Source organism: Streptomyces sp. NPDC104309 (assembly GCF_055584025.1).
On sequence record NZ_JBVJMV010000031.1, the window covers coordinates 7,781 to 29,776 of the forward strand.

The 21,996-nt window shown below is 69.7% G+C and carries 17 protein-coding genes and 4 pseudogenes; 4 read left to right on the forward strand and 17 right to left on the reverse strand.

Features of this window, described 5'->3' with window-relative positions:
• The first annotated feature begins 68 nt into the window (after positions 1-68).
• A complete protein-coding gene (locus ACZ68L_RS32985) occupies positions 69-470 on the forward strand; it encodes a hypothetical protein (RefSeq protein WP_469584419.1) in 402 nt (133 codons plus the stop codon).
• A gap of 499 nt (positions 471-969) precedes the next feature.
• Here the strand turns inward: ACZ68L_RS32985 and ACZ68L_RS32990 are convergent.
• Positions 970-1,761: pseudogene (locus ACZ68L_RS32990) on the reverse strand (helix-turn-helix domain-containing protein); the annotation flags it as partial.
• A gap of 109 nt (positions 1,762-1,870) precedes the next feature.
• On the opposite strand from ACZ68L_RS32990, the pseudogene ACZ68L_RS32995 reads away from it, so the two are divergent.
• Together ACZ68L_RS32995 and ACZ68L_RS33000 are read left to right on the forward strand one after the other, a co-directional pair.
• A pseudogene (locus tag ACZ68L_RS32995) lies at positions 1,871-3,184 on the forward strand (IS630 family transposase).
• Between the two features lie 236 nt (positions 3,185-3,420).
• Positions 3,421-3,541 (forward strand): annotated as a pseudogene (locus ACZ68L_RS33000) (dTDP-4-dehydrorhamnose reductase); the annotation flags it as partial.
• A 40-nt stretch (positions 3,542-3,581) separates the two neighbouring features.
• On the opposite strand, the gene ACZ68L_RS33005 reads toward ACZ68L_RS33000, so the two are convergent.
• Positions 3,582-5,171 carry a recombinase family protein gene (locus ACZ68L_RS33005; RefSeq protein ID WP_469584421.1) on the reverse strand — a complete coding sequence of 530 codons (1,590 nt, stop codon included), beginning with the start codon at positions 5,169-5,171 and terminating at the stop codon, positions 3,582-3,584.
• A 30-nt stretch (positions 5,172-5,201) separates the two neighbouring features.
• On the opposite strand from ACZ68L_RS33005, the pseudogene ACZ68L_RS33010 reads away from it, so the two are divergent.
• Positions 5,202-6,095: pseudogene (locus ACZ68L_RS33010) on the forward strand (penicillin acylase family protein); the annotation flags it as partial.
• Positions 6,096-6,204: 109 nt separating this feature from the next.
• Here ACZ68L_RS33010 and ACZ68L_RS33015 read toward each other — a convergent pair.
• From ACZ68L_RS33015 to ACZ68L_RS33085, 15 genes are all read right to left on the reverse strand, one after another.
• Positions 6,205-7,581 (reverse strand): MFS transporter, encoded by a 1,377-nt coding sequence (locus ACZ68L_RS33015; RefSeq protein WP_469584424.1) that lies wholly within the window; start codon positions 7,579-7,581, stop codon positions 6,205-6,207.
• A 171-nt stretch (positions 7,582-7,752) separates the two neighbouring features.
• Positions 7,753-8,784, reverse strand: coding sequence for a hypothetical protein (locus ACZ68L_RS33020; RefSeq protein WP_469584427.1), 1,032 nt, complete (start codon positions 8,782-8,784; stop codon positions 7,753-7,755).
• Positions 8,781-9,383 (reverse strand): MOSC domain-containing protein, encoded by a 603-nt coding sequence (locus ACZ68L_RS33025; RefSeq protein ID WP_469584430.1) that lies wholly within the window; start codon positions 9,381-9,383, stop codon positions 8,781-8,783. The genes ACZ68L_RS33020 and ACZ68L_RS33025 overlap by 4 nt, the downstream gene beginning before the upstream one ends.
• Positions 9,373-9,636, reverse strand: coding sequence for an acyl carrier protein (locus tag ACZ68L_RS33030; protein ID WP_469584433.1), 264 nt, complete (start codon positions 9,634-9,636; stop codon positions 9,373-9,375). Before ACZ68L_RS33030 ends, ACZ68L_RS33025 begins: the two co-directional genes overlap by 11 nt.
• Positions 9,612-10,631, reverse strand: coding sequence for an NAD(P)H-dependent flavin oxidoreductase (locus tag ACZ68L_RS33035; RefSeq protein ID WP_469584436.1), 1,020 nt, complete (start codon positions 10,629-10,631; stop codon positions 9,612-9,614). Before ACZ68L_RS33035 ends, ACZ68L_RS33030 begins: the two co-directional genes overlap by 25 nt.
• Positions 10,628-11,491, reverse strand: a complete 864-nt coding sequence (locus tag ACZ68L_RS33040; protein ID WP_469584439.1) for an aminoacyl--tRNA ligase-related protein — start codon at positions 11,489-11,491, stop codon at positions 10,628-10,630. The genes ACZ68L_RS33035 and ACZ68L_RS33040 overlap by 4 nt, the downstream gene beginning before the upstream one ends.
• The gene (locus tag ACZ68L_RS33045) at positions 11,478-12,392 is read right to left on the reverse strand and encodes a diiron oxygenase (protein ID WP_469584442.1); all 915 of its coding nucleotides are present in this window, start codon (positions 12,390-12,392) and stop codon (positions 11,478-11,480) included. The genes ACZ68L_RS33040 and ACZ68L_RS33045 overlap by 14 nt, the downstream gene beginning before the upstream one ends.
• Positions 12,380-13,294, reverse strand: coding sequence for an inositol monophosphatase family protein (locus ACZ68L_RS33050; protein ID WP_469584443.1), 915 nt, complete (start codon positions 13,292-13,294; stop codon positions 12,380-12,382). The genes ACZ68L_RS33045 and ACZ68L_RS33050 overlap by 13 nt, the downstream gene beginning before the upstream one ends.
• Positions 13,291-14,559: an aspartate aminotransferase family protein gene (locus ACZ68L_RS33055; protein WP_469584446.1), complete on the reverse strand. Its 1,269-nt coding sequence runs from the start codon at positions 14,557-14,559 to the stop codon at positions 13,291-13,293. The genes ACZ68L_RS33050 and ACZ68L_RS33055 overlap by 4 nt, the downstream gene beginning before the upstream one ends.
• A gap of 136 nt (positions 14,560-14,695) precedes the next feature.
• Positions 14,696-15,241, reverse strand: a complete 546-nt coding sequence (locus ACZ68L_RS33060; protein ID WP_469584449.1) for a dioxygenase family protein — start codon at positions 15,239-15,241, stop codon at positions 14,696-14,698.
• A 359-nt stretch (positions 15,242-15,600) separates the two neighbouring features.
• On the reverse strand, positions 15,601-16,602 hold the full coding sequence (locus ACZ68L_RS33065) for a phosphotransferase family protein (protein WP_469584452.1): 1,002 nt from the start codon (positions 16,600-16,602) through the stop codon (positions 15,601-15,603).
• 87 nt (positions 16,603-16,689) lie between these two features.
• Positions 16,690-17,616, reverse strand: a complete 927-nt coding sequence (locus ACZ68L_RS33070) for an ROK family protein (protein WP_469584455.1) — start codon at positions 17,614-17,616, stop codon at positions 16,690-16,692.
• On the reverse strand, positions 17,613-18,686 hold the full coding sequence (locus tag ACZ68L_RS33075) for a zinc-dependent alcohol dehydrogenase (RefSeq protein WP_469584457.1): 1,074 nt from the start codon (positions 18,684-18,686) through the stop codon (positions 17,613-17,615). The genes ACZ68L_RS33070 and ACZ68L_RS33075 overlap by 4 nt, the downstream gene beginning before the upstream one ends.
• Before the next feature lie 477 nt (positions 18,687-19,163).
• Complete coding sequence (locus tag ACZ68L_RS33080) at positions 19,164-20,714, reverse strand: acyl-CoA synthetase (protein WP_469584460.1); 1,551 nt, start codon at positions 20,712-20,714, stop codon at positions 19,164-19,166.
• Entirely contained in the window at positions 20,711-21,820 is a 1,110-nt protein-coding gene (locus ACZ68L_RS33085; protein ID WP_469584464.1) for an NAD(P)H-dependent flavin oxidoreductase, read from the reverse strand. The genes ACZ68L_RS33080 and ACZ68L_RS33085 overlap by 4 nt, the downstream gene beginning before the upstream one ends.
• Positions 21,821-21,996 lie beyond the last annotated feature (176 nt).

A 21,996-nucleotide genomic window follows, 5' to 3' on the forward strand; every position in this document is an offset into this window, starting at 1 on the left:
CCCCCTCGTCGGATGCCGCTTACGGCTGCCCCCTCGTCGGATGCCGCTTACGGCTGCCCCCTCGTCGGATGCCGCTTACGGCTGCCCCCTCGTCGGATGCCGCTTACGGCTGCCCCCTCGTCGGCTGGGCCCACTCCTTCCTGGGCCTGACCCTCAAGACGGTGCCCCGCCGCAAGGACCAGGACAGCTTCGCCGTGCTCGCAAAACGGTGGCGTGTGGAACGGGCCATTTCGTGGGTCATGCGAGCCCGCAGAAACGTTCGGGACTACGAACGGCTCATCTCCCACAGCGAAGCCCCCATCACCTGGACCACGATCACCCTCATGACCCGCCGCCTTACCCGTTCTCCCTGCCCGCCCCGGACGTCACCGCACCTCCCCGAGCCGGTGAAAGCAGTCGGCAAATCCACGCCGATCCGCATCCGGATGCAGTCCCAGAAGATTCGGCTGGCCCCTACCGCCTTGCGCTGACCCCGGGACCTGACACAGCTTCTGATTGCGGACATGAATGCCCATCGCAATGGCGCTTGGCTGTTACAGGGGGAACCGCTCCGGGCGGAAGTCCGTACGGTGGCTGCCCGTTCGACCAGCTCCAGGGCCCGCACCGGGCGGCTCGCCCGGCTCAGTACCCACTCGGCGCCGCTCCAGCCGCCTGCCGTCCCGCCGACAGACAGCCCCTGCGCCTGGTGCCCGTCACGCAGAGCTGGTCCGCCCGCGGGAGTCTGGGCAGCGACGGGACACCGGCAGGGGCCGTGATCGTCACCGGGCGGGACTACGGCCTCGTGTGGGTCAGCCCCGCCACCTGCCGTCAGGTCCTGGACGTCACGACTGTCGGCCGGTGGGAGCCGGTCATCGGGCGCCCCGCGTCCAAGGCGGCCCTCCCCATCACGCCACGAGCCCTTGCGGCCCTATGGTGTGCTCCCAGCGGGTGGCTGTGGCGGCCGGGGGCACGGGTTCGCCTGCCACCGGAGTACTGGCCGGGGCCCGACGGAACGTACTGGGCGGTCTCCTGCCGGGCTCCGCTGTGGCTCGCGGCCCCCTTCTTGCGCCGGTTGACGCCCCAGAGCGTGTCGTCGCCGACCGAGTAGCAACCGTGAAAGTAGCGCACCCCGTGAGTACGGTGGTAGGTCGCGGGATGCCGCTCGGGCCGACCCTGTTCGGCCCAGCACGACCCGGCGGTGGGCCTGATGCCGAGCGGGCCGAACTCGTCGAACGCGAACACACGGTCCGGGAAGTGCTCCAGCACGTGCTCGATCCGGTCGAGCTTGGCGTCGCGCTCGGGGTCGGGGGATTCCTTCCAGGTCTTGGTGCGTTGGAAGGTGATGCCGCGGCGGGCGAGCAGGCAACGTAACGCCTCGCGTCCGATGCGGATGATGCGGCCGTGTACGAGGCGCAGGTAGGCGGCGAGTTTGCGGATGGACCAGCGGGTGAAGGGCTGCCCGAGCTTGGTCGGTCGGGTGGTGGCCGTCAGCACAACGAAGTCTTCGTCGTCAGGACTGAGAAGGCGGGGACGGCCTCCCGCCCACCGAGGGTCCAAGCAGGCCGGACCGACCTCGTTGAACCGGTGGATCACGTCCCGGACCGTGTCCTCGTCGGCCTGCACCAACTTCGCGATCACCGGCACCCGGTTCCCGCCAGCCGAGGCCAGCAACATCATCGCGCGCCGGTAACGCACCGCACTGGTGCTGCCCCGGCGCACGATCTGCTGCAGCTTCTGCCCCTCCTGGTCAGTCAACCTGCGCACACGGACAGGCTCAGCCACCACACCCCCAGCGGTCAGATCGGACGTCACCGCTCATCTCACCGCTCGGACACCCAACCCGGCGAACCGTTGCTACCTTATCTGGGTGTCGCATCCTGGGCCTTCTGCCGTGTCAATCACGCTGTCTGAGGACGAGCGTGCCGAGTTGGTGCGTCGGGCGACGTCGTGGGACCGGAGAGCTGCGGAGCGGGCCCGGATCATTCTGGCGTGCGCTGACGGTATGTCGAATGCTGCCGTGGGCCGGCTTGTTGACGCCCAGGCCAAGACGGTGGGCAAGTGGCGCCGCAAGTTCGCGGCCGAGGGGCTTGCCGGCCTGCAGGACGCGGGTCGCATCGGTCGGCCGAAGGCCGACCTGGTCCTGAGCGACACCGAGCGGGACCAGCTGGTTCGCTGGGCGAGGCGGGCGAAGACCGCGCAGTACCTCGCTCTGCGGGCCAGGATCGTGCTGCGGTGCGCGGAGGGCGGGACGAACAAGCAGGCCGCGATGGACCTGGGCGTGGACGAGACGACGGTGGAACGCTGGCGGGCCCGCTTCATCGCCAGGCGCCTCGACGGGCTGCAGGACGAGCCGCGGCCTGGCCGGCCGCCGTCGGTCCTGCTCGACCAGGTCGAAGAGGTCATCGCCGCAACGCTGGAGTCCACACCCAGCAGCGACACTCACTAGTCGCGGGCCTCGATGGCCGCTCGTACCGGGCTGTCGAAATCGACCATCGGGCGGATCTGGAAGAAGTTCGATCTCAAGCCGCACCTGCAGGACAGCTTCAAGCTGTCCACCGACCCGCAGTTCGTGGACAAGGTCGTCGATGTCGTCGGCCTGTACCACAACCCGCCCGAACGGGCGGTCGTGCTCTGCGTCGACGAGAAGTCACAGATCCAGGCGCTGGACCGTTCCCAGCCGGTGCTGCCGATGATGCCGGGCATGCCTGAGCGCCGCACCCACGACTATCTGCGGCACGGAATCACCAGCCTGTTCGCCGCCTTCAACATCGCCGACGGCACCGTCATCGGCGAACTCCACCGCCGCCACCGCGCCATCGAGTTCAGGAAGTTCCTGGTCACCATAGACAAGGCCGTGCCGCACGAGCTCGACGTGCACCTGGTGTGTGACAACTACGCCACCCACAACACCGCCGAGGTCAGGGCGTGGCTGGCCAAACACCCACGCTTCCACGTCCACTTCACACCGACCGGCTCCTCCTGGATCAACCAGGTCGAGCGCTGGTTCGGCCTGCTGACCGACAAACTCATCCGCCGCGGCGTCCACACCTCCGTAAAAGCCCTGGAGGACGACATCAAGACGTGGATCGACACCTGGAACGACAACCCCAGACCATTCGCCTGGACCAAGACCGCTGACGAGATCCTCAAGTCCCTCGCCGACTACCTCACCAAGATCAACCCACCGGACACGACACCAGATTAGGAACTTAATTACCTGCTTGATTTCAGGCGCATCACACTAGGGAATCACCAGCCGGGTCGAGGTGGCGCACTTGTCCGCGCCGAGGGTCTGAAGGTAGCTTCCCGGCCCTCCTCGGCCACCTGATACCTGCCCTGAACCGGGTCGCCGACGGCGGCCGGGCTCAGGAAGGAGTGAGGCCCTGGATGAGCCTGAACAGGCCTTTCCTGAGGTGGTCTTGCCCGCTCCGTCCGATCCTAACGGCTCTCCCCGATCCCGTGACTCCCTACGGGGGCCGCGAAGGCCACCGCGGAGGCCGTGGTACATCTGCTTCACCCTGCCGCGGCCGTCGCGCGCACCTCGCTGATCATCGGCGATGGCCGTCAAAGTGACTCTTCGGCGTGACCGGCGCCAGGTGATCTCAAAGCCGCTTTCGGTGATGGCGATACGGCCACTCACTGGGGCCCCCCTTCGGCTCGATGAGCACAGAGGCCGGGTTGAAGTAGCCCTGGTCTCTGCCAGGTACGAAGCCCGCTGGCCGTCCCTGCCGGGCGCGCACCAGGGTGACCGTGACCAGTATGTTTAGAATCTTGCGCCGCCGTTCGAGGGAGTACACCTCACGCCACCAGGCCAAGGCATCGTCCGGGTCGGCAGCATGCCGCCGGGCCAGTTCGGGGCGGTCCACGTCATCGAGCTGGCCTGATCCTCTCGCTGAGGCGGCAAGCGCTACCGCCTCAGCGATCTCCTTCTCGACGGCCCCAATCCTCTCCTTGAGTTTGCGGGATGCGGCGCGGTACTCGACGGGGTCGGCGTCGTCATCGTCAGCGAAGGCGGATGCGAGGGCATCGAGGCGGGCGGTGAGGGTTGCATGACGAACGGTCAGGGCAGCCGAGTCCGGACCGGTAATGACCGTCGGCGTCTGGAACAGGTCGTAGACGTCCGCTCGACAGAGACGGGCCACGATGACGCGCTCGACGAAGTCGTCGATAGGGGCGGCGGTCCGGCTCACATGACCTCCTTGGGTGCAGCGGTACAGCTTGGGCTGTCCGCTCTTGGCCCCACCCGGCCGGACTACGGCACCGCAGTGGCACCGGTAGAGGCCGGAGCCGAGGTATCGCACGGTCTTGCCGTCGTGCTGTGCACTGAGATGTGTGTAGCGGGCTGGGTCGTTCAGCACGGTGCGCACTGCGAGCCACGTGTCGTACTCCAGGATCGGCTCCCACTGTGCGGAACCCACGTCCTGGCCCTTGTGTGCAATGCGTCCAGCGATGCGCGGGGAGAGCAGCATCTTGCGCAGACTGGGCACCGTCCACGGGTTGCCGCGCGGTGTGGTGACCTTCTTCGCGTTCCACGCCCGGCAGATGCCAGCGAGGGTCAGGCCCGTCTCCGGGTCGGCGGCACGGGCGAGCACAGAATTCGCCGCATCGCGGATGAGCTCGGCTTCACGTCGATCGATCTGGGGGACCTGTGGAGCCGTCCCCTTCGCATGCGGACGGACCTTCTGGTAGCCGAAGGCGCGGGGGCCACCGTGGTTGATGCCCGCCGCGCGGAGGTCTTCCTTCTTGTCACGCATACGTTCCTTGGCGCGTTCCACCTCATGGGTCGCCACGGCCGCCAGCATGCGCGCCACCATCCGGCCGGAGGCGGAAGTGAGGTCAAGTGCGCCAGTCTCGACCGGGTAGACCATCGCGTGCGTCTTCTCGACGACATCGATGAGTGGCTCGAGGTCGCGGCTCTGGCGGTACAGGCGGTCGGTGTGCAGACACAGCACAGCGTTCGCCGCTCCGGAGACGAGCATGTCGACGGTCTCGTCGTACGCGGGCCGGTTGGCTCGTTGGCCGTTCTTCCCCATGGCAGTGAGGTCGTCGTCGACCTTCACGGCCACAATGTCGGCACCCAATCGGGCACCCAGTTCACGGCAGCGCCTCACCTGTGACGGAGTGTTGGCCGACCCATTAGACAGCCGGGCATAGATGACCGCCCGTATCCGGAAGTTCGCGGCGATAGCCATACTTCATAGTATGCCTTGATCATGGTCTCGGAGAACTCCAACGACAGCGCCTGGCTGACCTACGCGCAGGCGCCGCTGACCGGCTACGAACGGGTCTTCGGCACGATCGCCGTCCCCCGGTCGATGCGAACCCGGGGCGCGATCGAGGACGTGTCGGCGATGGCGGCAAGGGGCCGGCTCACCGTGGCCGATCTGCAGGAACAGCAGTTCGCGAACCGCGCCCCGGCCGGAGACCTGAGCGCCGCGGACCTGGCGCGGACCTGCGCCGCACTGCCCGGCGGCAGCGCGGTGGGCAGTGACGGCAAGGCCGTCGACGTGTCGGCGGCGTGCGACGTACTGCGGCGCTGGGACCGAAAGCTCGACACGGAAAGCCGGGGCGCGCTGCTCTTCGACCGGGTCTGGCGCAGGGCGGCGACGGTCTCACCGGCCGAGCTGTGGAAGGTGCCCTTCTCCCCCGCCGATCCGGTCGGTACGCCGAACACGCTGAACACCTCGGCGCCCGGCGTCACCAGGGCACTCGCCGACGCGGTGGCCGAACTGCGGGCCGCCGGGATCGCCCTGGACGCACCGCTGGGCCGCCACCAGACGGTCGTGCGCAACGGGAAGCGCATCGCGCTCGGCGGCGGTACGGAGTCCCTCGGTGTCTGGAACAAGACCGAGCCGGTCTGGGACGCGGCGGCCGGCGGCTATACGGATGTGTCGGCCGGCTCCAGCTACATCCAGGCGGTCGGCTGGAACGGGACCCGATGCCCGGTGGCACGTACCCTGCTCACGTACTCCCAGTCCTCGAATCCGAGGTCGCCTCACTACAGCGACCAGACCGAGTTGTATTCCGGTGTGCGGTGGGTGACGTCCCGATTCTGTGAGAAGGACATCCTGCGCTCGCCCGTGCTGCGGGTGGTGCGGGTGCACGAACGCCGGTAGTCCGCTGCGGTGCGTCCGGCCCCCGCCCTCCCATGAGGTGGTCAGGGGCCGGGCGCGAGCCGCCGAGGGACACGCGCCCGGTGCCGGGACCGGGCGGTCAGACCGTGGCTCACGGGCCGTCGGCGCGGGTACGGGTGGCGAGCAGGGCTGCCAGGAGACAGGGCCCGAGCAGCAGTCCGAAGGCGGCGCCGTAACCGGCGGATTCGGTCGTGCCGGCGCCCAGGCAGGCGTTGAACAGACCGGCGGAGACGCCCAGAACCGTGATCTGGCCCAGGTTCTGGTTGGTCTGCATCGCACCGCTCGCAGAGCCCTGTCGGCCGGGCGGCGCGTGGGAGAGCGACAGCAGGGTGAGGGCGGGCGCGAGCAGGCCCATGCCCACGGCCGCGACGACCATGGACGACGCGGCGACGAAAGGGGGCAGCGCGGGCACCGTACCCACGACGGCGACCGCGACCGCCGCCGCCAGCACCACCGCACCGATCGCGACCAGCCGGTGGCGGGGGCAGCGCTCCAGCAGGCGGCCCTGCACCCAGGAAGAGCCGGCCCAGGCCACGGCGGCCCCCGTGAAGAGCAGACCGACCGACACGGCAGACACACCCCGGTCGGTGACGAGCAGCAGTGGCACCAGCGCCTCCAGCGTGAAGAACACCCCCGAACTCATGACGCGCAGCAGCACCGTCGCGGGCAGGCCGGGCGCGGCGCGCCGGGTGCCCGGCGGCAGCAGCCGGGGCGCGAACACCACCATCAGGGCGAGCCCGCCGGCCGCGAACAGCAGATGGCGCGTGTCCCAGCCCGAGACGCCGTACTGCCCCGACGCCGCACCCAGGCTCACCGCCGTCGCGACAAGCAGTGCGGGACGCGGCGGCTTCTCCCCCGACAGCGCGGGCGCGGCCGACCAGGAACGGCTTCGCAGTACGGCCACCACCACCAGTGTCGGCACCACGGTCAGGGCGGCGAGCCCGTAGAACACCACGCGCCAGGACCACCACTCGGCCACCAGTCCCGCCAGTGGCGGGCCGACCAATGACGGAATGATCCAACAGGTGCTCATCAGGGCCAGCACGCGCGGGCGCAGGCGGTCGGGGTAGGCCTGCCCGACGGCCGTGTTGATCGACACGGCGACCATTCCGCCCGCGAGCCCGTCCAGGAAGCGCCCGGCCGCCAGTTGCCAGATCGATGTGCTGGCGGCCGAGACCAGCAGGGTGACCACCGCGAGCGCCGTGCCCGCCGCCAACGGGCGTTGCGCTCCGGCACGGTCCGCCCAATGACCGCCCACTACCCCGCCCAGCAGACTCGCGGCCACGAAGCATCCCGCCACCAGCGGGAAGAGGGACACCCCGTCCAGATCCCGTGCGGCCATCGGCAGGGTGGGTACCACGGCCAGCGCGGCGAACCCGGTCAGGAACATCACCGCGGCGAAACTGGTGGTGGCGGCGACGTACGTGCCGGAGAACAGCCCCCCATCGGACGCGGACGGCGCCGGCACACGATCGGCCGTCGTCGTCGGTTGTCCGGATGTGGACGCGGGCGGTTGCGTGGTGGGCGCGGGCGAACCACTCGCTGGGTGCTCAGAGGCATCGGTCACGAGCGCACAACATAAGTGGATCACACGAGCGCGTGCCACCGGTTTTCGAGCCGCCGCGTCGCCGACTGCACGTCAGGACCGCCCGGACGCCGTTCGGAACGCGTCCGCGTCCTGAGCGCAGGTATGGGGACCGACGCGGCTCGGGATGCCGAGGCCGGCGAGAGGGCGGTCCGGATGGGTGACCAGCGTGGTCAGGGTGTCGGCCCACAGGGCGACGACCAGATCCAGGCGAGACTGTCGCACCAGGTGCCGTGGTGCCACGACCCGCAGCCGGTGGTGTCCCTCGGCTCCGCTCGACGAGCAGTGGACGGCGTCCGCTACCAGGCAGGTCCACGACCGGAGGAGCCAGCCGTCGGGCACCGCGGGCCGGCCCGCGCAGTCGAACACGAACGCCGGGCGGGATGGCGCGGGACCTGCGTGGGGTCGGCGGTGAGTGAGTGCCTCGGCCCCCGTGACGGACGGGCCGATGTCGAGTGAGTCCGCGACGAGACGCGGCTGCGGCCGGGCCGCGGTGGTGCCCGCTCCGGCGGTGTCGTCGTCGATCAGCATCGCGAGGTCGGCGCGCGGGCCCATGTCCGGGGCACGGAGCAGGACATGGAGGGCGAGGTGGGCCGCCGCGGCGGGTGAGCTCATGAGCTCATGCGTGCGGAGACCGGACGGGAGACGGTACACGGCCGACACCGTCGGCACGGGTGGTGGTATGCGGGGAAGCAGGGCGTTGCCGCCGTCCGGCCCGGCCGAAGGCGTGGGCGGGGTGTGCCGGGGTCGGTGCTGTGGGCCGCCCGGCATTCTTCGGGCGATGTCCGCCAGCAGGTGGGTGATCGCCGTCGGGCCGACCGCGTCGGCACCGCCCACGACGCGCAGTTCCGGGCCGTCCCAGGACACACTGAGTTCGGCCCGCAGGCCGCCCGCCGCCAGACCCCAGTCTCCGGAGGCGGTCCGTTGCCACTTTGCCGTTGCCGGACCCGGGGGCCCGGGTGGGGTGTGCACGGCTGCCAGGGCCGAGCGAACGGCGTCGCGCAGCTCGGCGGGGCTCGCGGCGGGTATCTGTACCCGGACCTCCGAGGAACGGGGGTTTCCCGGAGGTGTGCCGGTGCCGGTCATGGGCGGTGCTCCTCGGTGCGGGGCGGTCGTCCCGGCGGTGCCGGAGGGTTCGTCGGCACCCGGACGGTGAGGTCGCTGCCGTGGCCCACCGGGTCCCCGACGTGGATCGGGCCACCATGGACGATTTCGGCGCGCAGCCCGCCTCGGTGCAGGAGACCGCGCACCAGGCCGGGACGGGTCAGCTGTTCGAGACGGGCACAGGGTTCACTCAGCCGAAGCCCGCGAAGCGTCACCCCGCCGACCCGGAATTCCGTGCCCACCAGTGGATTGAGTCGTATGCCCTGGCATACGACGTTGCGCCTGCACTGTGCGGGGGACAGCTCGATGCCGGTTTCCCGGGCCAGGGCGTCCAGGGCTTCGAGCTCGATCAGGGTGACGTCGCAGACGCCGGAGGCGCGGCCGATACCACGACCCGGGCGTCGCGGTCCGTCCCCCGCCCAGTAGTTGCGGTCGCCCTCCAGGCCGCGTCCCGCGACGGCGCCGGCCTGCGCGACGGAGTAGGTGGGTGCACCGGCGACAGGAGCCAGGTGCACCGAGACGACCCGTCCGTACTCCACGATCCGGCCTCCTTCGGTCGGCCCCGCCGTACTACGCGTCATGCTTCCCCAGGCTCGTGGCCTGCGGGGAAAGGAAGTTGTCGTGGATGGCCCGAAGCGAGCGGAGGCGGTCCACATCCAGTTCCCGCAGGGGGAGTTCGCGGCCGACGAGGTCTTCCAGCAGCAGGATGAACTCCATGAAACCGAGGGAGTCGATGAGCCGGTTCTCGATCAGGTCGAGATCGGCAGGGATCTCCCCGGTCTCCGGGTTCCTGGCCAGCAGCCATGCGGTCACCGGCTTGAGCGCTTCTTCCATGGCCCACCTTCCGTGGATGTGACGTGGGTTCGGCCGGCCGCCTCATGGGGGCGGCGGAATCGTTCGACGAGGAGGGCGGCCGGGTGCTGCCCGGCGACCCGGGCACAGGACCGGCCGCAGTACATGGCCATCTCCTCGATCCGGCCCACCGTCCCCGCCACCGGGACCGCCGCGCTGTACCGGGGAACGGGGAACCGGCCGCCCCCCGCTCCGGTCGTCGCGATGAAGGTCGCGGGGTGCCGGGGCGCCGTCCCCGTCAGGGAGTTGTGCAGTACCCGGTGCGGGCGGGCGGGCCAGCCGATGTCGAAGCGCGTGGTGACGACGGTGTCGTCCGCCGACGCGTCGACCACACGCTGTTTGTAGTACGGGTGGGCGGCGGACTCCACCGCGGGGACGAAGACGGTTCCCGCCATCGCCCCGTCGGCGCCCTGCCCCAGGACCCGCGCCAGGTCGACACCGGTCGCGACGCCGCCCGCCACCGCCAGCACGGCGTCGGGGTGCCGGGCGCGTGTCTCGTCCAGCAGGCGCGCCGCTGGCAGCTCACCGAGGAGGTGCCCGCCCGCCTCGGTGCCCTGGAGGACGAGGACACCCGCCCCCAGCCGGAGGGCCGCGTCCGCGTCGTGGAGCGTGCCGACCTGGATGACCAGGACGCGGCCCGACCGTACGACCTCGTGTGCGGCGTCGGCGTCCGGCAGGCCGAAGCTGGTCACGAAGGCGTTCTGGGGCAGTTCGTCCAGGGCGGCGCGGAGCTGGGCCCGGCAGCCGGCCGGACCCGTCACTTCGGGAATGACGTTCACGCCGAAGGGGCGGGAGGTCGAGGCGACGACGGCGCGCACCAGTTCCCGTACCCGGTGCGGAGGTTCCTTGTAGAGCGCCAGGGCTCCCCCCGCCCCGGCTCCGGAGACCGCGGCGCACAGGTCGGGCCCCGCGATGCCGCCCATACCCGCCTGGAGCAGTGGCAGATCGAGGCCGAGGGCGGACGTGAGCCGGTTCACGCCCCCTCGCCGGTCTTGCGGACAGCCGCGGCCGCGGCGTGGAGGTCGCCTTCGAAACGTTCGTTCAGCACGTGCACCCAGCGTTCCAGCCCGAACGCGACACAGCCGGTGAACGCGGGCTTGTCGGCGTAGGTGATGGAGCGGCGTTCGCCGAAGAAGTTCCGGTGGTTGTTCATCGAGGCCACGGCGGTGCCGTCGGTGTGCAGGTACTCGTCCTTGACCGGCGCGAGCAGTTGCATGACGGTGCGCGCGCCGTCCTTCTCGAAGAAGGGATCGGTGGCCGGCTGCCGGGCGAGGGAGAGGCCGAGACCGGCGGCGAAGGCGGCCAGCCGCGCATGATGGTGTTCGAGGTGGTCGCGGACCTGTTCGGCGGAGCCGATGCAGATGATCTCCCGCATGGTGAAGCCCCACAGCCTGCGCAGTCCGTCGTGGTGGTCTTCGTGGCGGAAGCACTGCGCGGCCGTGCTCACGCGCAAGGGGCTTTTGGTCACGGTACCGGAGAAGTGCAGAAAGCAGCCGTAGCAGGCGGCGGAGGGCAGCAGGTGGCCGGCGTCGACGAGGTCGCGCGCGGGCACGGGGCCGTCTGCGGTCCCCCGGCTGTGGGCGTCGAGGCGGTCGGGGCGGATGCGGGAGACGGGGCTGCCCAGGTGCGGGAAGTTGCGGAAGTAGTCGAGGGTGCGCAGATCGTCGGCGGCGAGCAACGGCGGGAAGGTCATCCGTGCGGCTCCCGCGCGGGCTCCCCAGTCGGTGAATACGTCGTCCAGGGCGCGCAGCAGTAAGGTCGCGGGCTCCCCGAAGGAGGCGAGTCCGTCACGTACGGTCCAGGGGCCGGTGCGGGCCGCGGCGTCAGTCCCCGGCATCGAGCACTCCGATCCGGGAGAGGAAGTCGGTGGTCTTGTGCAGCACCCGGGCGTGTGCGGCCTGCCGGGCGGGGTGGGCGAGCAGCCGCTGCCGGAGCGCGTAACCGTCCGCGATCCCCGCGTCGCGGTACACGGCGGGGTTGTAGAACGACTCCATGCTCGTGGTGATGTAACGGCCGACGTAACTGCCGGTCTCGCTCCGGGTCCGTTCGTCGATGCCGCTCGCCACGAGCCGGTCCCACAGCAACTGCACCAGCCGTCGCCCGAAGGCGATGTGGCGGGATTCGTCCTGGTGGTGGAGGCGGTTGATGTGGCGGATGGTCGGGTGCAGCCGTTCGTCGGCCGCGATGCGGACGTTGTAGTGGTCGACTATCTGCTCGAAGACCAGGATGCGGACGAAGACCAGGAAGTTCTCGATCGCCGCGTCCTGCGGGGTTTCGGGAAGTCTCAGTTTCTTGTCGGGGTAGATCTTGTCGGCGTACTTGAGGCAGAACGTGGCGAAGAACCACATGTGGTCGTTCTCCTCGCCGACGAAATGGTGGAAGAACTCCGAGGGGGTCTCGAAGCCGGGTGTGTGGATCCGTCGCATGACCTCGATGAGCAGTTCCCTGATGCCGTGCACGTTCAGGCTGTAGAAGTGGACGCTCTCCCAGCGGCTCAGGGCGTGCAGTTGCCGCGAGGTCAGGGCCTCCATCGTCTCGGTGCCGTGGACCGTCAGCAGTTCCGGGGACATCCAGAAGCCGTCGGTGGGAATCGACTCGGGCCAGTCGAATGTGGTGTACGGGTTGTAGTAGTCCGCCGTCGCCTTGTCGGAGAGCCGTTCCAGCAGCGCACGGAACTCGGCGGTGTCGTCGGGGTCGGGCGGGCGCACCATGTGTTGCTGTCGGGTCAGGCCCTCCATCGGATGCCCTCCAGCAGCGCTTTGTGGAGTTCCGGGGTGGAAGCGGCCACGCAGGAGCGCTGGTTGCCGACGCTCAGGTCGGTGAGCGCGGTGTCGCCGAGCGGTTCGCCGTAGCCGTCGGTGATGACGGCACCGGCCTTCTCGGCGAGGAAGACGGCCGCCGCGATGTCGTAGGGGAACAGGTGGAGCACACGTCCGTTGCCGACCCGCTCGAACTCGGGGAGGAGACCGGGGTCGTCACGCAGCAGCCGGTTGCCGATGTCGACGTAGGCGTCGAGCTGGCCGGTGAGCAGCCGGGAGATGGAGTACGTGGCACTGTTGAAGACGAACACGCCCCCGGTGTTCGCGGAGCGGTCGATGAGGTGGCCGTAGGCATCGGTCATCAACCGTGCGGGATGGCCGTTGAATTCGAGGGACCAGAACATCCGCGAGAGGTCGTTCGTCGTGGTCAGGGACGGTACGGGGTGGTCGTATCCGTGGGCACTGACCCCGTCCGCGCCGCGCTCCCCGTAGAGGTAGGCCCCTGTCCTCATCTCCATCAGCAGCGCGTGTTCCACGTCCGCGATGCGGGGGCGCTCGGACATCCGGGCGACAGCCACGGAAACGGTGGCCGATTCGAGTCCGGCGACGGCCGGCCTGGTGCCGTCGATGGGATCGACGACGAGCAGGTACTCGGGCGCGCTGCCGTGGAATTGCAGTCCCCGGTCCTCGGAGTAGACGGCGACCGGCACGCCGCCGTCGACGACGTGCTTCCAGACGGCGGCCTCCGCCACGTCGTCGAGGCCGAACTGCGCGTCGCCACCGGGTGAATGTCCTCGCACCAGCCGGCTGTCGACCCGGTTCTGCGCGGCCAGTACCTCGTCGCGCACCGATGAGGCGAGCCGTACGACGTAGTCCTTCATGCTGCCTCCGTGGTGAAGAGTGCGTCCAGCCGGTCGCAGAGCAGGTCGGCTTCTGCCCGGGTGATGACGAGCGGCGGCCGGATCTTGATGACGTTGCCGCGACCGTACCGGGAGGTCCGCAGGATCAGGCCGTGCTGCATCCCGCGCCGGGCCAGGGCCTGGGCCCGGTCGCTGTGGGGACGGCCGTCCTCGTCGCCGATCTCGATGCCGATCATCAGTCCGAGCCCGCGCACGTCCACGATGGACGGGTGGGCCGCGGCCAGCCCCCGCAGCCGGTCCATGATGTAGGCACCCACCTCTCGTACGTTCTCCAGGAAGCCGGGGCGGCCGATGACGTCGAGGGTCGTCGCGGCGGCCGCCGCCGCCAGGATGTTGCCGCCGTAGGTGAACGAGTGGTGGTCGCTGCTGAGTCCGGACATCCGCTCGTCGGCGATGATGGCGGCCACCTGCGCGCCGGAGCCGCCCAGCCCCTTGCCGGTGGTCAGGATGTCCGGGCGCACACCGTAGTGCTCGGCGGCGAACATCCGGCCGACGCGGCCGATGCCCGTCTGTATCTCGTCGAAGATCAGCGCGATGCCCCGCTCGTCGCAGAGGGTGCGCAGCGCGGCGAGGTACCCGTCGGGCGGCACGATGTTGCCACCGCTGCCCGAGACGGGTTCCACGACGATGCAGGCGACGCTGCCCGAACTGGCGTGGTCGAGGAAGTCGTTGACCCGCTCGACGCAGAGCAGCCCGCATGTGTCGGGGGTCTGCCGGTAGAAACAGCGCAGGCAGTAGGGGTCCGGGACCTGCAGCACGCCCGGCATCAGATGCGGGAAGGGTGCCTTACGGAAGGATTCGCCCGACATGGTGGTCGTCATCATGGTCTGGCCGTGATGGCTGCGGAAGAGGGTGATGACATCGCGCCGCCCGGTACTGATCTGGGCCATCTTGACCGCGCCCTCGTTGGCGGTGGATCCGCCCGAGACCTTGAGGTGCACCTTGGTGAGGTTGTCGGGAGTGACCTCGACCAGACGTCGCACCAGGTCGTTGACCGGCTTGGTCTGGAATGTCGACGTCGCGTGCACCAGCCGTTCGATCTGGTCGCGCATCGCCTTGATCACTTCGGGATGACTGTAGCCGAGGCTGAGATTGAAGGTGCCGGACGCGCAGTCGATGTATTGATTCCCGTCCGCGTCGTACAGATGGATCCCTTCTCCGTGATCCATCAAATAGTCGCTGACCGGGTAGTAAATCAGTTTTTGGGCGTGCGTCAAGTCGACCATGTGTCTCCTGATGCTCACGACGTGGCATTTCGACGTGCCCGGCAAGTGCCCTTCGACGGGGCCGTTCCATGCGCGCGGAACGGCCACCGCCCAACGTGACTTCCCAGGGGAAACGGGAAATCCCGGTGCTGGAGTCTCAGATGTCCAGCACGAAGGTGAACGCAGCGTCCCAGCCGCCCTCGGTCCGATGGACATCCATCAGACACTCCGGCCGGAAATACTTGTCCAGATGATTGCGCCGTTCGTCCGGGAAGTACAGCATCGTGGTCAGCACCTCGCCGCCAGGGGGCTGCACCTTGACGTGCACGTGGCGCGTGCGGCCCGGGTACACGGCGGGCAGCACCGTCTCCAGCCGCCAGTTCCCGTCGCTGTCGGCGAACAGGTGGCCCCGGAGCCGGAACCCCTCCTCGTCGTAGACGCCTTCGTCCCCGACCTGCCAGAAGTCGAGGAGCGCGCCGCCGATGGGCTTGCCCTCGGGGGTGACGATGCCGCCGTGGAGCAGGAGTGGCGTGCCGCCCTCCACGTCGCCCCTGAAGTCGGGCTTGTGCGGGGTGTCGGGCTTGTAGAAGGGCCCCTCCTTCTGCTCGGGAGTGGGCGGGGTGCCGTTGCACCTGACCGTTGGTGTCGGCGTCAGGTTCCCGTCGGAGCCTTCCGAAGCCCCTTCCCCGGAAGAGGGCTTCAAGACGCTTTCCGGCCTCGTGTTCTCCACTGCGAAATTCTCCCTTGTTCAAGGATCTTTCGACTCACGGCAGCTTAACGGCCCAACTTTCCACTGACCAGAACGAATCAGCCTGTCAGAGAGTGCATATTGGCCAAGAACATCGAGGGAGTCATTTTGCGATCTTCGCATTCCCATCCATCGAATTACCCAGGCATATGAGGAAGGCATTTTCAGCCCAGGGAAAGTTGCGGTGTGACTGCAGACAGAAAGCGAGTCGGGAGAGACGTGCGGGAAACCTGTGAACGGTGTCCGGTGCCACGCACGGGGTGTTCCATATTCGGTGCTCCGTGTTCCGTGTTCCGCGTCCGGAAACATGGAACTCAGCGGGTACGGTCCGACGCCAGTCCCTGTTCGTGCGCCAGGTGGCGGAGCAGCACCGTCCGTGCCCCGGCGAAGCATTCGGCGTCGGGCGGCGCGGTGAGAATGTCCGCCAGGGTGAACAGGTCCAGGGTTCGGCTGAGTTCACGCCAGTCGCACGGCAGCGGACCACCCGCGTCGTGGTAGCCGGACACGAATCCGTCCACGAAGGAGGGCGGATACAGATGGGCGAAGCGCAGCATGTTCCCGATGTCATAGAGGGGCGAGCCGCTGAACGCCTGTTCCCAGTCCAGCACGGCCGCCACGTCCCATTGGCCGCCCTGCCGCGAGACCAGCACGTTCTTGGGGTTGAAATCGCAGTGGACCAGCCGGCTGTGCCCGCTCACGTCGGCGACCCGGTGCCCGGTCCTCGCGGCGAGCCCGCGCAGCGCGTCGGTCTCACCGGGCGTCAAGGCGTTGCCGTCGCCGCCGGTGGCCAGGCAACGCTCGACGAAACCGGGCAGGTCGGCGGCCTCCCCACCGCCCTCGGCCGGCACGAGGCCGGCGTCGTGGAAGGGGCCCGGCCGGGGAAGCCTTACCGCTGCGATCCCTGCCAGGACCGCGCCCACCGCGGCGCCGAGCCCGGCCGCCTCGGCCGCCGTCGGCCTCCCGGCGAGCACCTGACCGAGGGAGACGCCGTGGACGAAGCGGTAGACCAGCGTCGGCCTGCCCGTGGCGTCCCCGTACGGATCGGACGCGACCACGTCGACCACCGGGACCGTCGGCGCCGCCCGCTCCAGTACGGCCGTCTCCACGGCACAGGTGTTGCGGCGCATCCGCGTCCCGCTGGAGCGGTACCGGCGCAGAACGTATCGCTCCCCCTGGCGCGTCGTCACCAGACGCATGTCGTTGGTGAATCCGCCCGGCAACGGGCTGACCCCCGACAGGCTCAGGCCGGGCAGCGCTCGTTCCATCAGCCACGCACGGGTCGGAGTGTCGAGGCCGCCGTGATCACCGGTCGTCATGCCGGCCAGCCTTCCCGTTCGTGGCCCCGCTCACGCGGTCCCTGCCGCCAACGGCGGAACTTCCGTGCCCGAGCCCCTCCGGGAGGGTCACGCCGTCGCATCGCCGGCCGCGCGCCGCGCTTCCTCGGCGGCCCGCTCGGCCAGCACCAGTCCTCCCGCCGGTCCGGCGAGCCGGCCGAGCGCCGCAGGAACCACGAAGTCGTCGGCGTCATGCTCCGGCAGCCCCGGATAGCCGGCCAGTGTCCGGGCGAGTTCCGCCCGCAGCAGCGGGAACAGGCCGGGAAGCACGGCCATCCCGCCCCCGATCACGATGCGTTGGGGCGCGGTGGTGTAGATGATGTCGCGCAGTCCGGCGGCGAGGTAGACGGCCTCCATCCGCAGGGCTCGTCGAAGCACGTCACCGCTCAGTTCCTCCGCCGGTCGTCCCCAGCGGGCGGCGACCGCCTCGCCGCCCGCCATGCCTTCCCAGCAGTCCGCGTGGAAGGGGCACGACCCGGGGAAGTCGTCCCCGGGAATCCGGGGGACGCTCAGATGCCCCATCTCCGTGTGGACCAGGCCGTTGATGACACGTCCGCCGATCACCGCGCCACCGCCGATGCCGGTGCCGACCGTCAGATAGACGTAGGTGTCCCGGTCCCGCGCGGCGCCCCAGCGTCCCTCGCCGAGCGCCGCGCCGTTGACGTCGGTGTCGATGCCGACCGGCACCCCGAGCGCCGCCCCGATCGTCCCCGCCACGTCCACTCCGGACCACCCGGGCTTCGGCGTCGCCGCGAGACACCCGTACCCGGGATGCGAACGGCGCAGTTCGAGGGGGCCGAAGGACGCGATGCCCACGGCGTCCAACGGCCCCTTCGCCGAGACCTCCTCGAAGAAGGCGACTGCTCTGGCCAGCGTCGGTCCGGGCTCCCCCGTGGGAAAGCGGATCTCGTCCTCGATCCGGTCGGGCGCCGATCCGACGAGACAGACGAACTTCGTCCCGCCGGACTCGATCGAGCCCAGCCTCGGCCCGTTCACGCGCCCACCGGCCAGCCGTCGGCGCCGGCCGGGCCGGTGTCGGAACGGATGACGACCTTCATGGCGTCGTACCGCCTGCCCGTTCCGTCGCGGCCGATCCCACCGAGCGCGCCGAGCGCGTCCTCGTACGCCCCCAGCGGGAACTCGTGCGTCACCAGGCGTTCCAGTCCCAGACCGCCCGCCAGGCCGACGGCCACGGGGAAGGTGTCCCCCCGGAAGTCACCGGCTCCGATCAGCCGGATCCCGCGATTGGTCAGCCGGAGGGGCCGCAGCGGCACGTCGTAGCTGTCGTCGAAGCCCATCAGGACGACGCGCCCGCCGTCGTCGATCAGGCGCAGGGCATCATCCAGTCCGCTTCCCGTGGTGTCGAACACCACGCCGGGACGATCGCCGCCCAGGGCCTTCACGAGCGCCTCGGCCGGATCCGTTCGGGACACGTCCACCACGTGCTCGAACGCGTCGCGCGCCGCGGACAGCCGGTAGTCGTCCGTCTCGGCCACGACCACGCACCGTGCGGTCCGGGCGGCGACCTGGGCGACAAGCATCCCGATGGGGCCCGCGCCCAGGACCGCCACGGTGTCGTCGACCGTCAGACCGGCCGCCTGGACGTTGTTGAGGACGCAGGCGAGCGGCTCGATGAGCACCGCGCCGCGAAACGGCATCCCGTCCGGAACGCGTTGCACGAACCGCTCCGGCAGCACCACACCGTCGGCGTATGTCCCGTCACGGTCCACGCCGACTTCCGTCCCGGTCTTGTTGCGGCAGAAGTTCGTCGCCCCGCGCACGCACGGCGGACACCAACCGCAGTACAGCGTCGGGTTGACCACCACCCGGTCCCCCACGGCGAGCGACCGCACCCCGGCACCCACCTCCTGGACCAGGCCGACCGACTCGTGGCCGAGCACCACACCCGGCCTGGCCGGGAAGCGCCCGTGGAGGATCTTGCGGTCGGTCCCGCAGATCCCGGTGCCGACGACCTTCACCACCACATCGTCATCGGCGCCGACCCGCGGCGCCGGGCGCTCTTGGAGCTCGACGGAACCGGGGCCCAGATAGACAAGTGCGCGCACAGGTACCTCCCGATCGGTGTGCGGCAGCGAGCGCTGCCGGCGCCGTGCAAGGCGAAGCTGTGTTCGACCATCGACGTTAGCGCAGGGGTACCTGCTGAGAAACAGCGCTTCTGAGCCGTTGGGAGTCGTGGCCCCGCCGCTGCCGGACGACACCGGTCCGTCCGGCGCGGCCCGCGCTGTTGCGGCCCTCCTTGGAGCGCGGCTCGGAGGAAGGCGGTCAGGACCGGCCGTGGCCGAGGCGGGCACGGTGCCCACCGCGGTGATCAGGGTCCGGGCATGGCGTACGGCGAAGGAGGGGCACGGGTGGTCGCCGGACGCCCTTGCCGTCCGACAGCCGAATGTCCCTGTGGGCTGTCTTGATCCCGGCGCGGCCTCCCGTCGGCAAGGGCCGTTCGCGACCCGCGATGCCGTACGGGGTGCGGGTCGGGACGGGTCCGGGCACGGTGGGAAGCCCGGGGAAGCCCGGACGACCGTGGTTCACAGTGCCCGGCTGCGCCCTTCCCAGTACGGGTCGCGCAGCCGCCTCTTGTACAGCTTGCCGTTGGGGTCGCGGGGCATCGCCTCGATGAAGTCGATGCTCCTGGGTCGCTTGTACCCGGCGAGATGGTGTGCGCAGTGACTCAGGATCTCGGCGGCGAGCGTCTCCCCCGCCCCATGTCCCCCGGCCGGTTCGACGACGGCCTTGACCTCCTCGCCCCAGTCGGGGTGGGGAATACCGAAGACGGCGGCGTCGGCGACCGCGGGATGGCCGAGGAGCACGCCCTCGATCTCGGCGGGGTAGATGTTGACGCCACCGGAGATGATCATGTCGATCTTGCGGTCGCGGAGGAAGAGGTAGCCGTCCTCGTCGAGGATGCCCAGGTCACCGACGGTGAAGAAGTCACCGATGCGGTTCTTCCTCGTTTTCGTCTCGTCCTTGTGGTAACTGAAGCCGCCGGTGTTCATCTTCATGTAGACGGTCCCGAGTTGGCCCGGCGGCAGGCGGTTGCCGTCGTCGTCGAAGACGGCGAGTTCGCTGATCGGCCAGGCTCTGCCCACCGTGCCCGGCTTCTTCAGCCAGTCCTCGGCGGTGGCGAAGGCGCCGCCGCCCTCGCTGGCCGCGTAGTACTCCTCGACGCATCCCCCCCACCAGTCGATCATGGCGCGTTTGACATGGTCCGGGCAGGGCGCTGCGCCGTGAATGGCGTGGCGCATGGCTGTGACGTCGTAGGTCCGCTTCACCTCGTCGGGCAGGGCGAGGAGGCGGTGGAACTGGGTCGGGACCATGTGTGTGTGGGTGCAGCGGTGGGTGTCGATGAGCCGCAGCATCTCTTCGGGGGTCCATTTGTCCATCAGGACCAGCGGGTGCCCGATGTGCAGGGACGCGCCCGCGAACTGGAGGACGGCCGTGTGGTAGAGCGGCGAGCAGACCAGGTGGACGTTGTCGTCGAAGGGTTTGACGCCGAAGATGCCGAGGAATCCGCCGAGGTGGCTCTCCTCGGGAAGCTTGCCGGAGAGCGGACGCCGGATGCCGCGCGGTCGGCCGGTGGTGCCCGAGGTGTAGTTCATCACCCAGCCGAGGGTGCGGGCCTCGGGCGGCGCGTCGGACCGGCCTTCGAGCAGTTCGGCGTACGGACGGAATCCGTCGACCGTGCCCACGGCATAGCGGTGGGTCGCCGAGAGTCCCGCCTCGTCGGCGGCGGCGCTCGCCGCCGGTGCGAACCGCTCGTGGGCGATGAGCACCTTGGCGCCGGAGTCGGAGACGATCCAGGCGATCTCGGGGCCGACGAAGTGGTGGTTGACGGGGACGAGATAGAAGCCCGCCTGGGCGGCGGCGAGGTAGGCGGTGAAGAACTCGACCCCGTTGGGCAGGACGACCGCGAAGGCGTCGCCCCCTCGGAGCCCGGCCGCCCGCAGTCCGTGGACCAGGCGGTTGGCCGCGGCGTGCAGCCTGCCCGCCGTCCAGCTCTCGCCGTCGGGCGCGATCAGGACCGTGCGGCCGGGATCGGCGGTGGCCTGGGCCCAGAAGCCGTTGGGCGGCCGGTTCATGAGGCGCTCCGTCCGGCGATGAGGTTGATCCGGTCCACGGCACGCTCGAAGCCACGGGTCAGGTCGTCGAACACGGCCTGGACGCTGCGTTCGCTGTTCATCCTGCCGACGATCTGGCCGACGGGGGTGCCGAGCAGGGCTCCGGTCTCGTACTTCTGGATGCGCGAGACGGCCTCGGCCACCAGCAGCCCCTGGAGCGGCATGGGCAAGGCGCCCGGACCCGACGGGTCGTCCCACGCGTCCGTCCACTCGGTGCGGAGCTGGCGTGCCGGCTTGCCGGTCAGCGCACGGGAACGGACGGTGTCACCGGAGCCCGCGGCGAGAAGCTTGCGCGTCAGCGCGCGGGAGTGGAGGTCGGCCTCCTCCGTGGTCAGCCAGAGCGAACCCAGCCAGACGCCCTGGGCACCGAGGGCGAGCCCGGCGGCGATCTGTTCTCCGCTGCCGATCCCGCCGGCGGCCAGGACGGGGAGCGGTCCCACGGCATCGACCACGTCCGGCACCAGGACCATGGAGGCGATCTCACCGGTGTGGCCGCCCGCCTCGTATCCCTGGGCGACGACGATGTCGATGCCCGCGTCCGCGTGGTGGCGGGCGTGCTTGGCGCTTCCGGCGAGCGCGGCGACGAGAACGCCCTGGTCGTGGGCGCGCCGCACGATGTCGGCGGGTGGCGATCCGAGGGCGTTGGCGAGGAGTTTGATGGGGTGGTCGAAGGCGACGTCGAGCTGGTTGCGCGCGACCTCCTCCATCCATCCCGTGATGCGCCAGCCCGACTCGTCACCCTCGGCGAGCTCCGGTACGTCGTGCTTGGCCAGGGTGTCCTGGACGAACCGACGGTGCCCGGCCGGGATCATCGCCTCGACATCGGCCTCGGTCACCCCCTCCACCTTCTTCGCGGGCATGACGACGTCGAGGCCGTACGGTCTGCCGCCGGTGTGCTCCTGCATCCAGTCGAGATCGCGGGCCAGGTCGTCGGGGGCGGTGTAGCGGACCGCGCCGAGCACGCCGAATCCGCCGGCCCTGCTGATGGCCGCGGCCACCGCGGGGAACGGCGTGAAGCCGAAGATGGCGTGCTCGACTCCCAGTTTCTTGCTCAGCTCCGTCTCCATGGGCCGCAGGATGCCGCAGTCGGACATTCGAGGGAAGACATTTTCTGATGCAGTGTCAGATTCTTTGTGACGCCGGGGTACTCCGTGACGGAGGTGGTGACAGTAATCTCTGCGGCGGAAGGAAGTTTCACCATCGGGCGAAGATTCGAAAATTACTTTCAGGCAGCGGGAAGGGG

Excerpts from the sequence above, each read along its gene's own strand:
- ACZ68L_RS32985 (WP_469584419.1), top strand. The coding sequence starts at position 69 with ATGCCGCTTACGGCTGCCCCCTCGTCGGATGCCGCTTACGGCTGCCCC.
- ACZ68L_RS33005 (WP_469584421.1), bottom strand. The coding sequence starts at position 5,171 with ATGGCTATCGCCGCGAACTTCCGGATACGGGCGGTCATCTATGCCCGG.
- ACZ68L_RS33020 (WP_469584427.1), bottom strand. The coding sequence starts at position 8,784 with ATGACCGGCACCGGCACACCTCCGGGAAACCCCCGTTCCTCGGAGGTC.
- ACZ68L_RS33025 (WP_469584430.1), bottom strand. The coding sequence starts at position 9,383 with ATGACGCGTAGTACGGCGGGGCCGACCGAAGGAGGCCGGATCGTGGAG.
- ACZ68L_RS33030 (WP_469584433.1), bottom strand. The coding sequence starts at position 9,636 with ATGGAAGAAGCGCTCAAGCCGGTGACCGCATGGCTGCTGGCCAGGAAC.
- ACZ68L_RS33040 (WP_469584439.1), bottom strand. The coding sequence starts at position 11,491 with ATGCCGGGGACTGACGCCGCGGCCCGCACCGGCCCCTGGACCGTACGT.
- ACZ68L_RS33045 (WP_469584442.1), bottom strand. The coding sequence starts at position 12,392 with ATGGAGGGCCTGACCCGACAGCAACACATGGTGCGCCCGCCCGACCCC.
- ACZ68L_RS33050 (WP_469584443.1), bottom strand. The coding sequence starts at position 13,294 with ATGAAGGACTACGTCGTACGGCTCGCCTCATCGGTGCGCGACGAGGTA.
- ACZ68L_RS33055 (WP_469584446.1), bottom strand. The coding sequence starts at position 14,559 with ATGGTCGACTTGACGCACGCCCAAAAACTGATTTACTACCCGGTCAGC.
- ACZ68L_RS33065 (WP_469584452.1), bottom strand. The coding sequence starts at position 16,602 with ATGACGACCGGTGATCACGGCGGCCTCGACACTCCGACCCGTGCGTGG.
- ACZ68L_RS33080 (WP_469584460.1), bottom strand. The coding sequence starts at position 20,714 with ATGAACCGGCCGCCCAACGGCTTCTGGGCCCAGGCCACCGCCGATCCC.
- ACZ68L_RS33085 (WP_469584464.1), bottom strand. The coding sequence starts at position 21,820 with ATGGAGACGGAGCTGAGCAAGAAACTGGGAGTCGAGCACGCCATCTTC.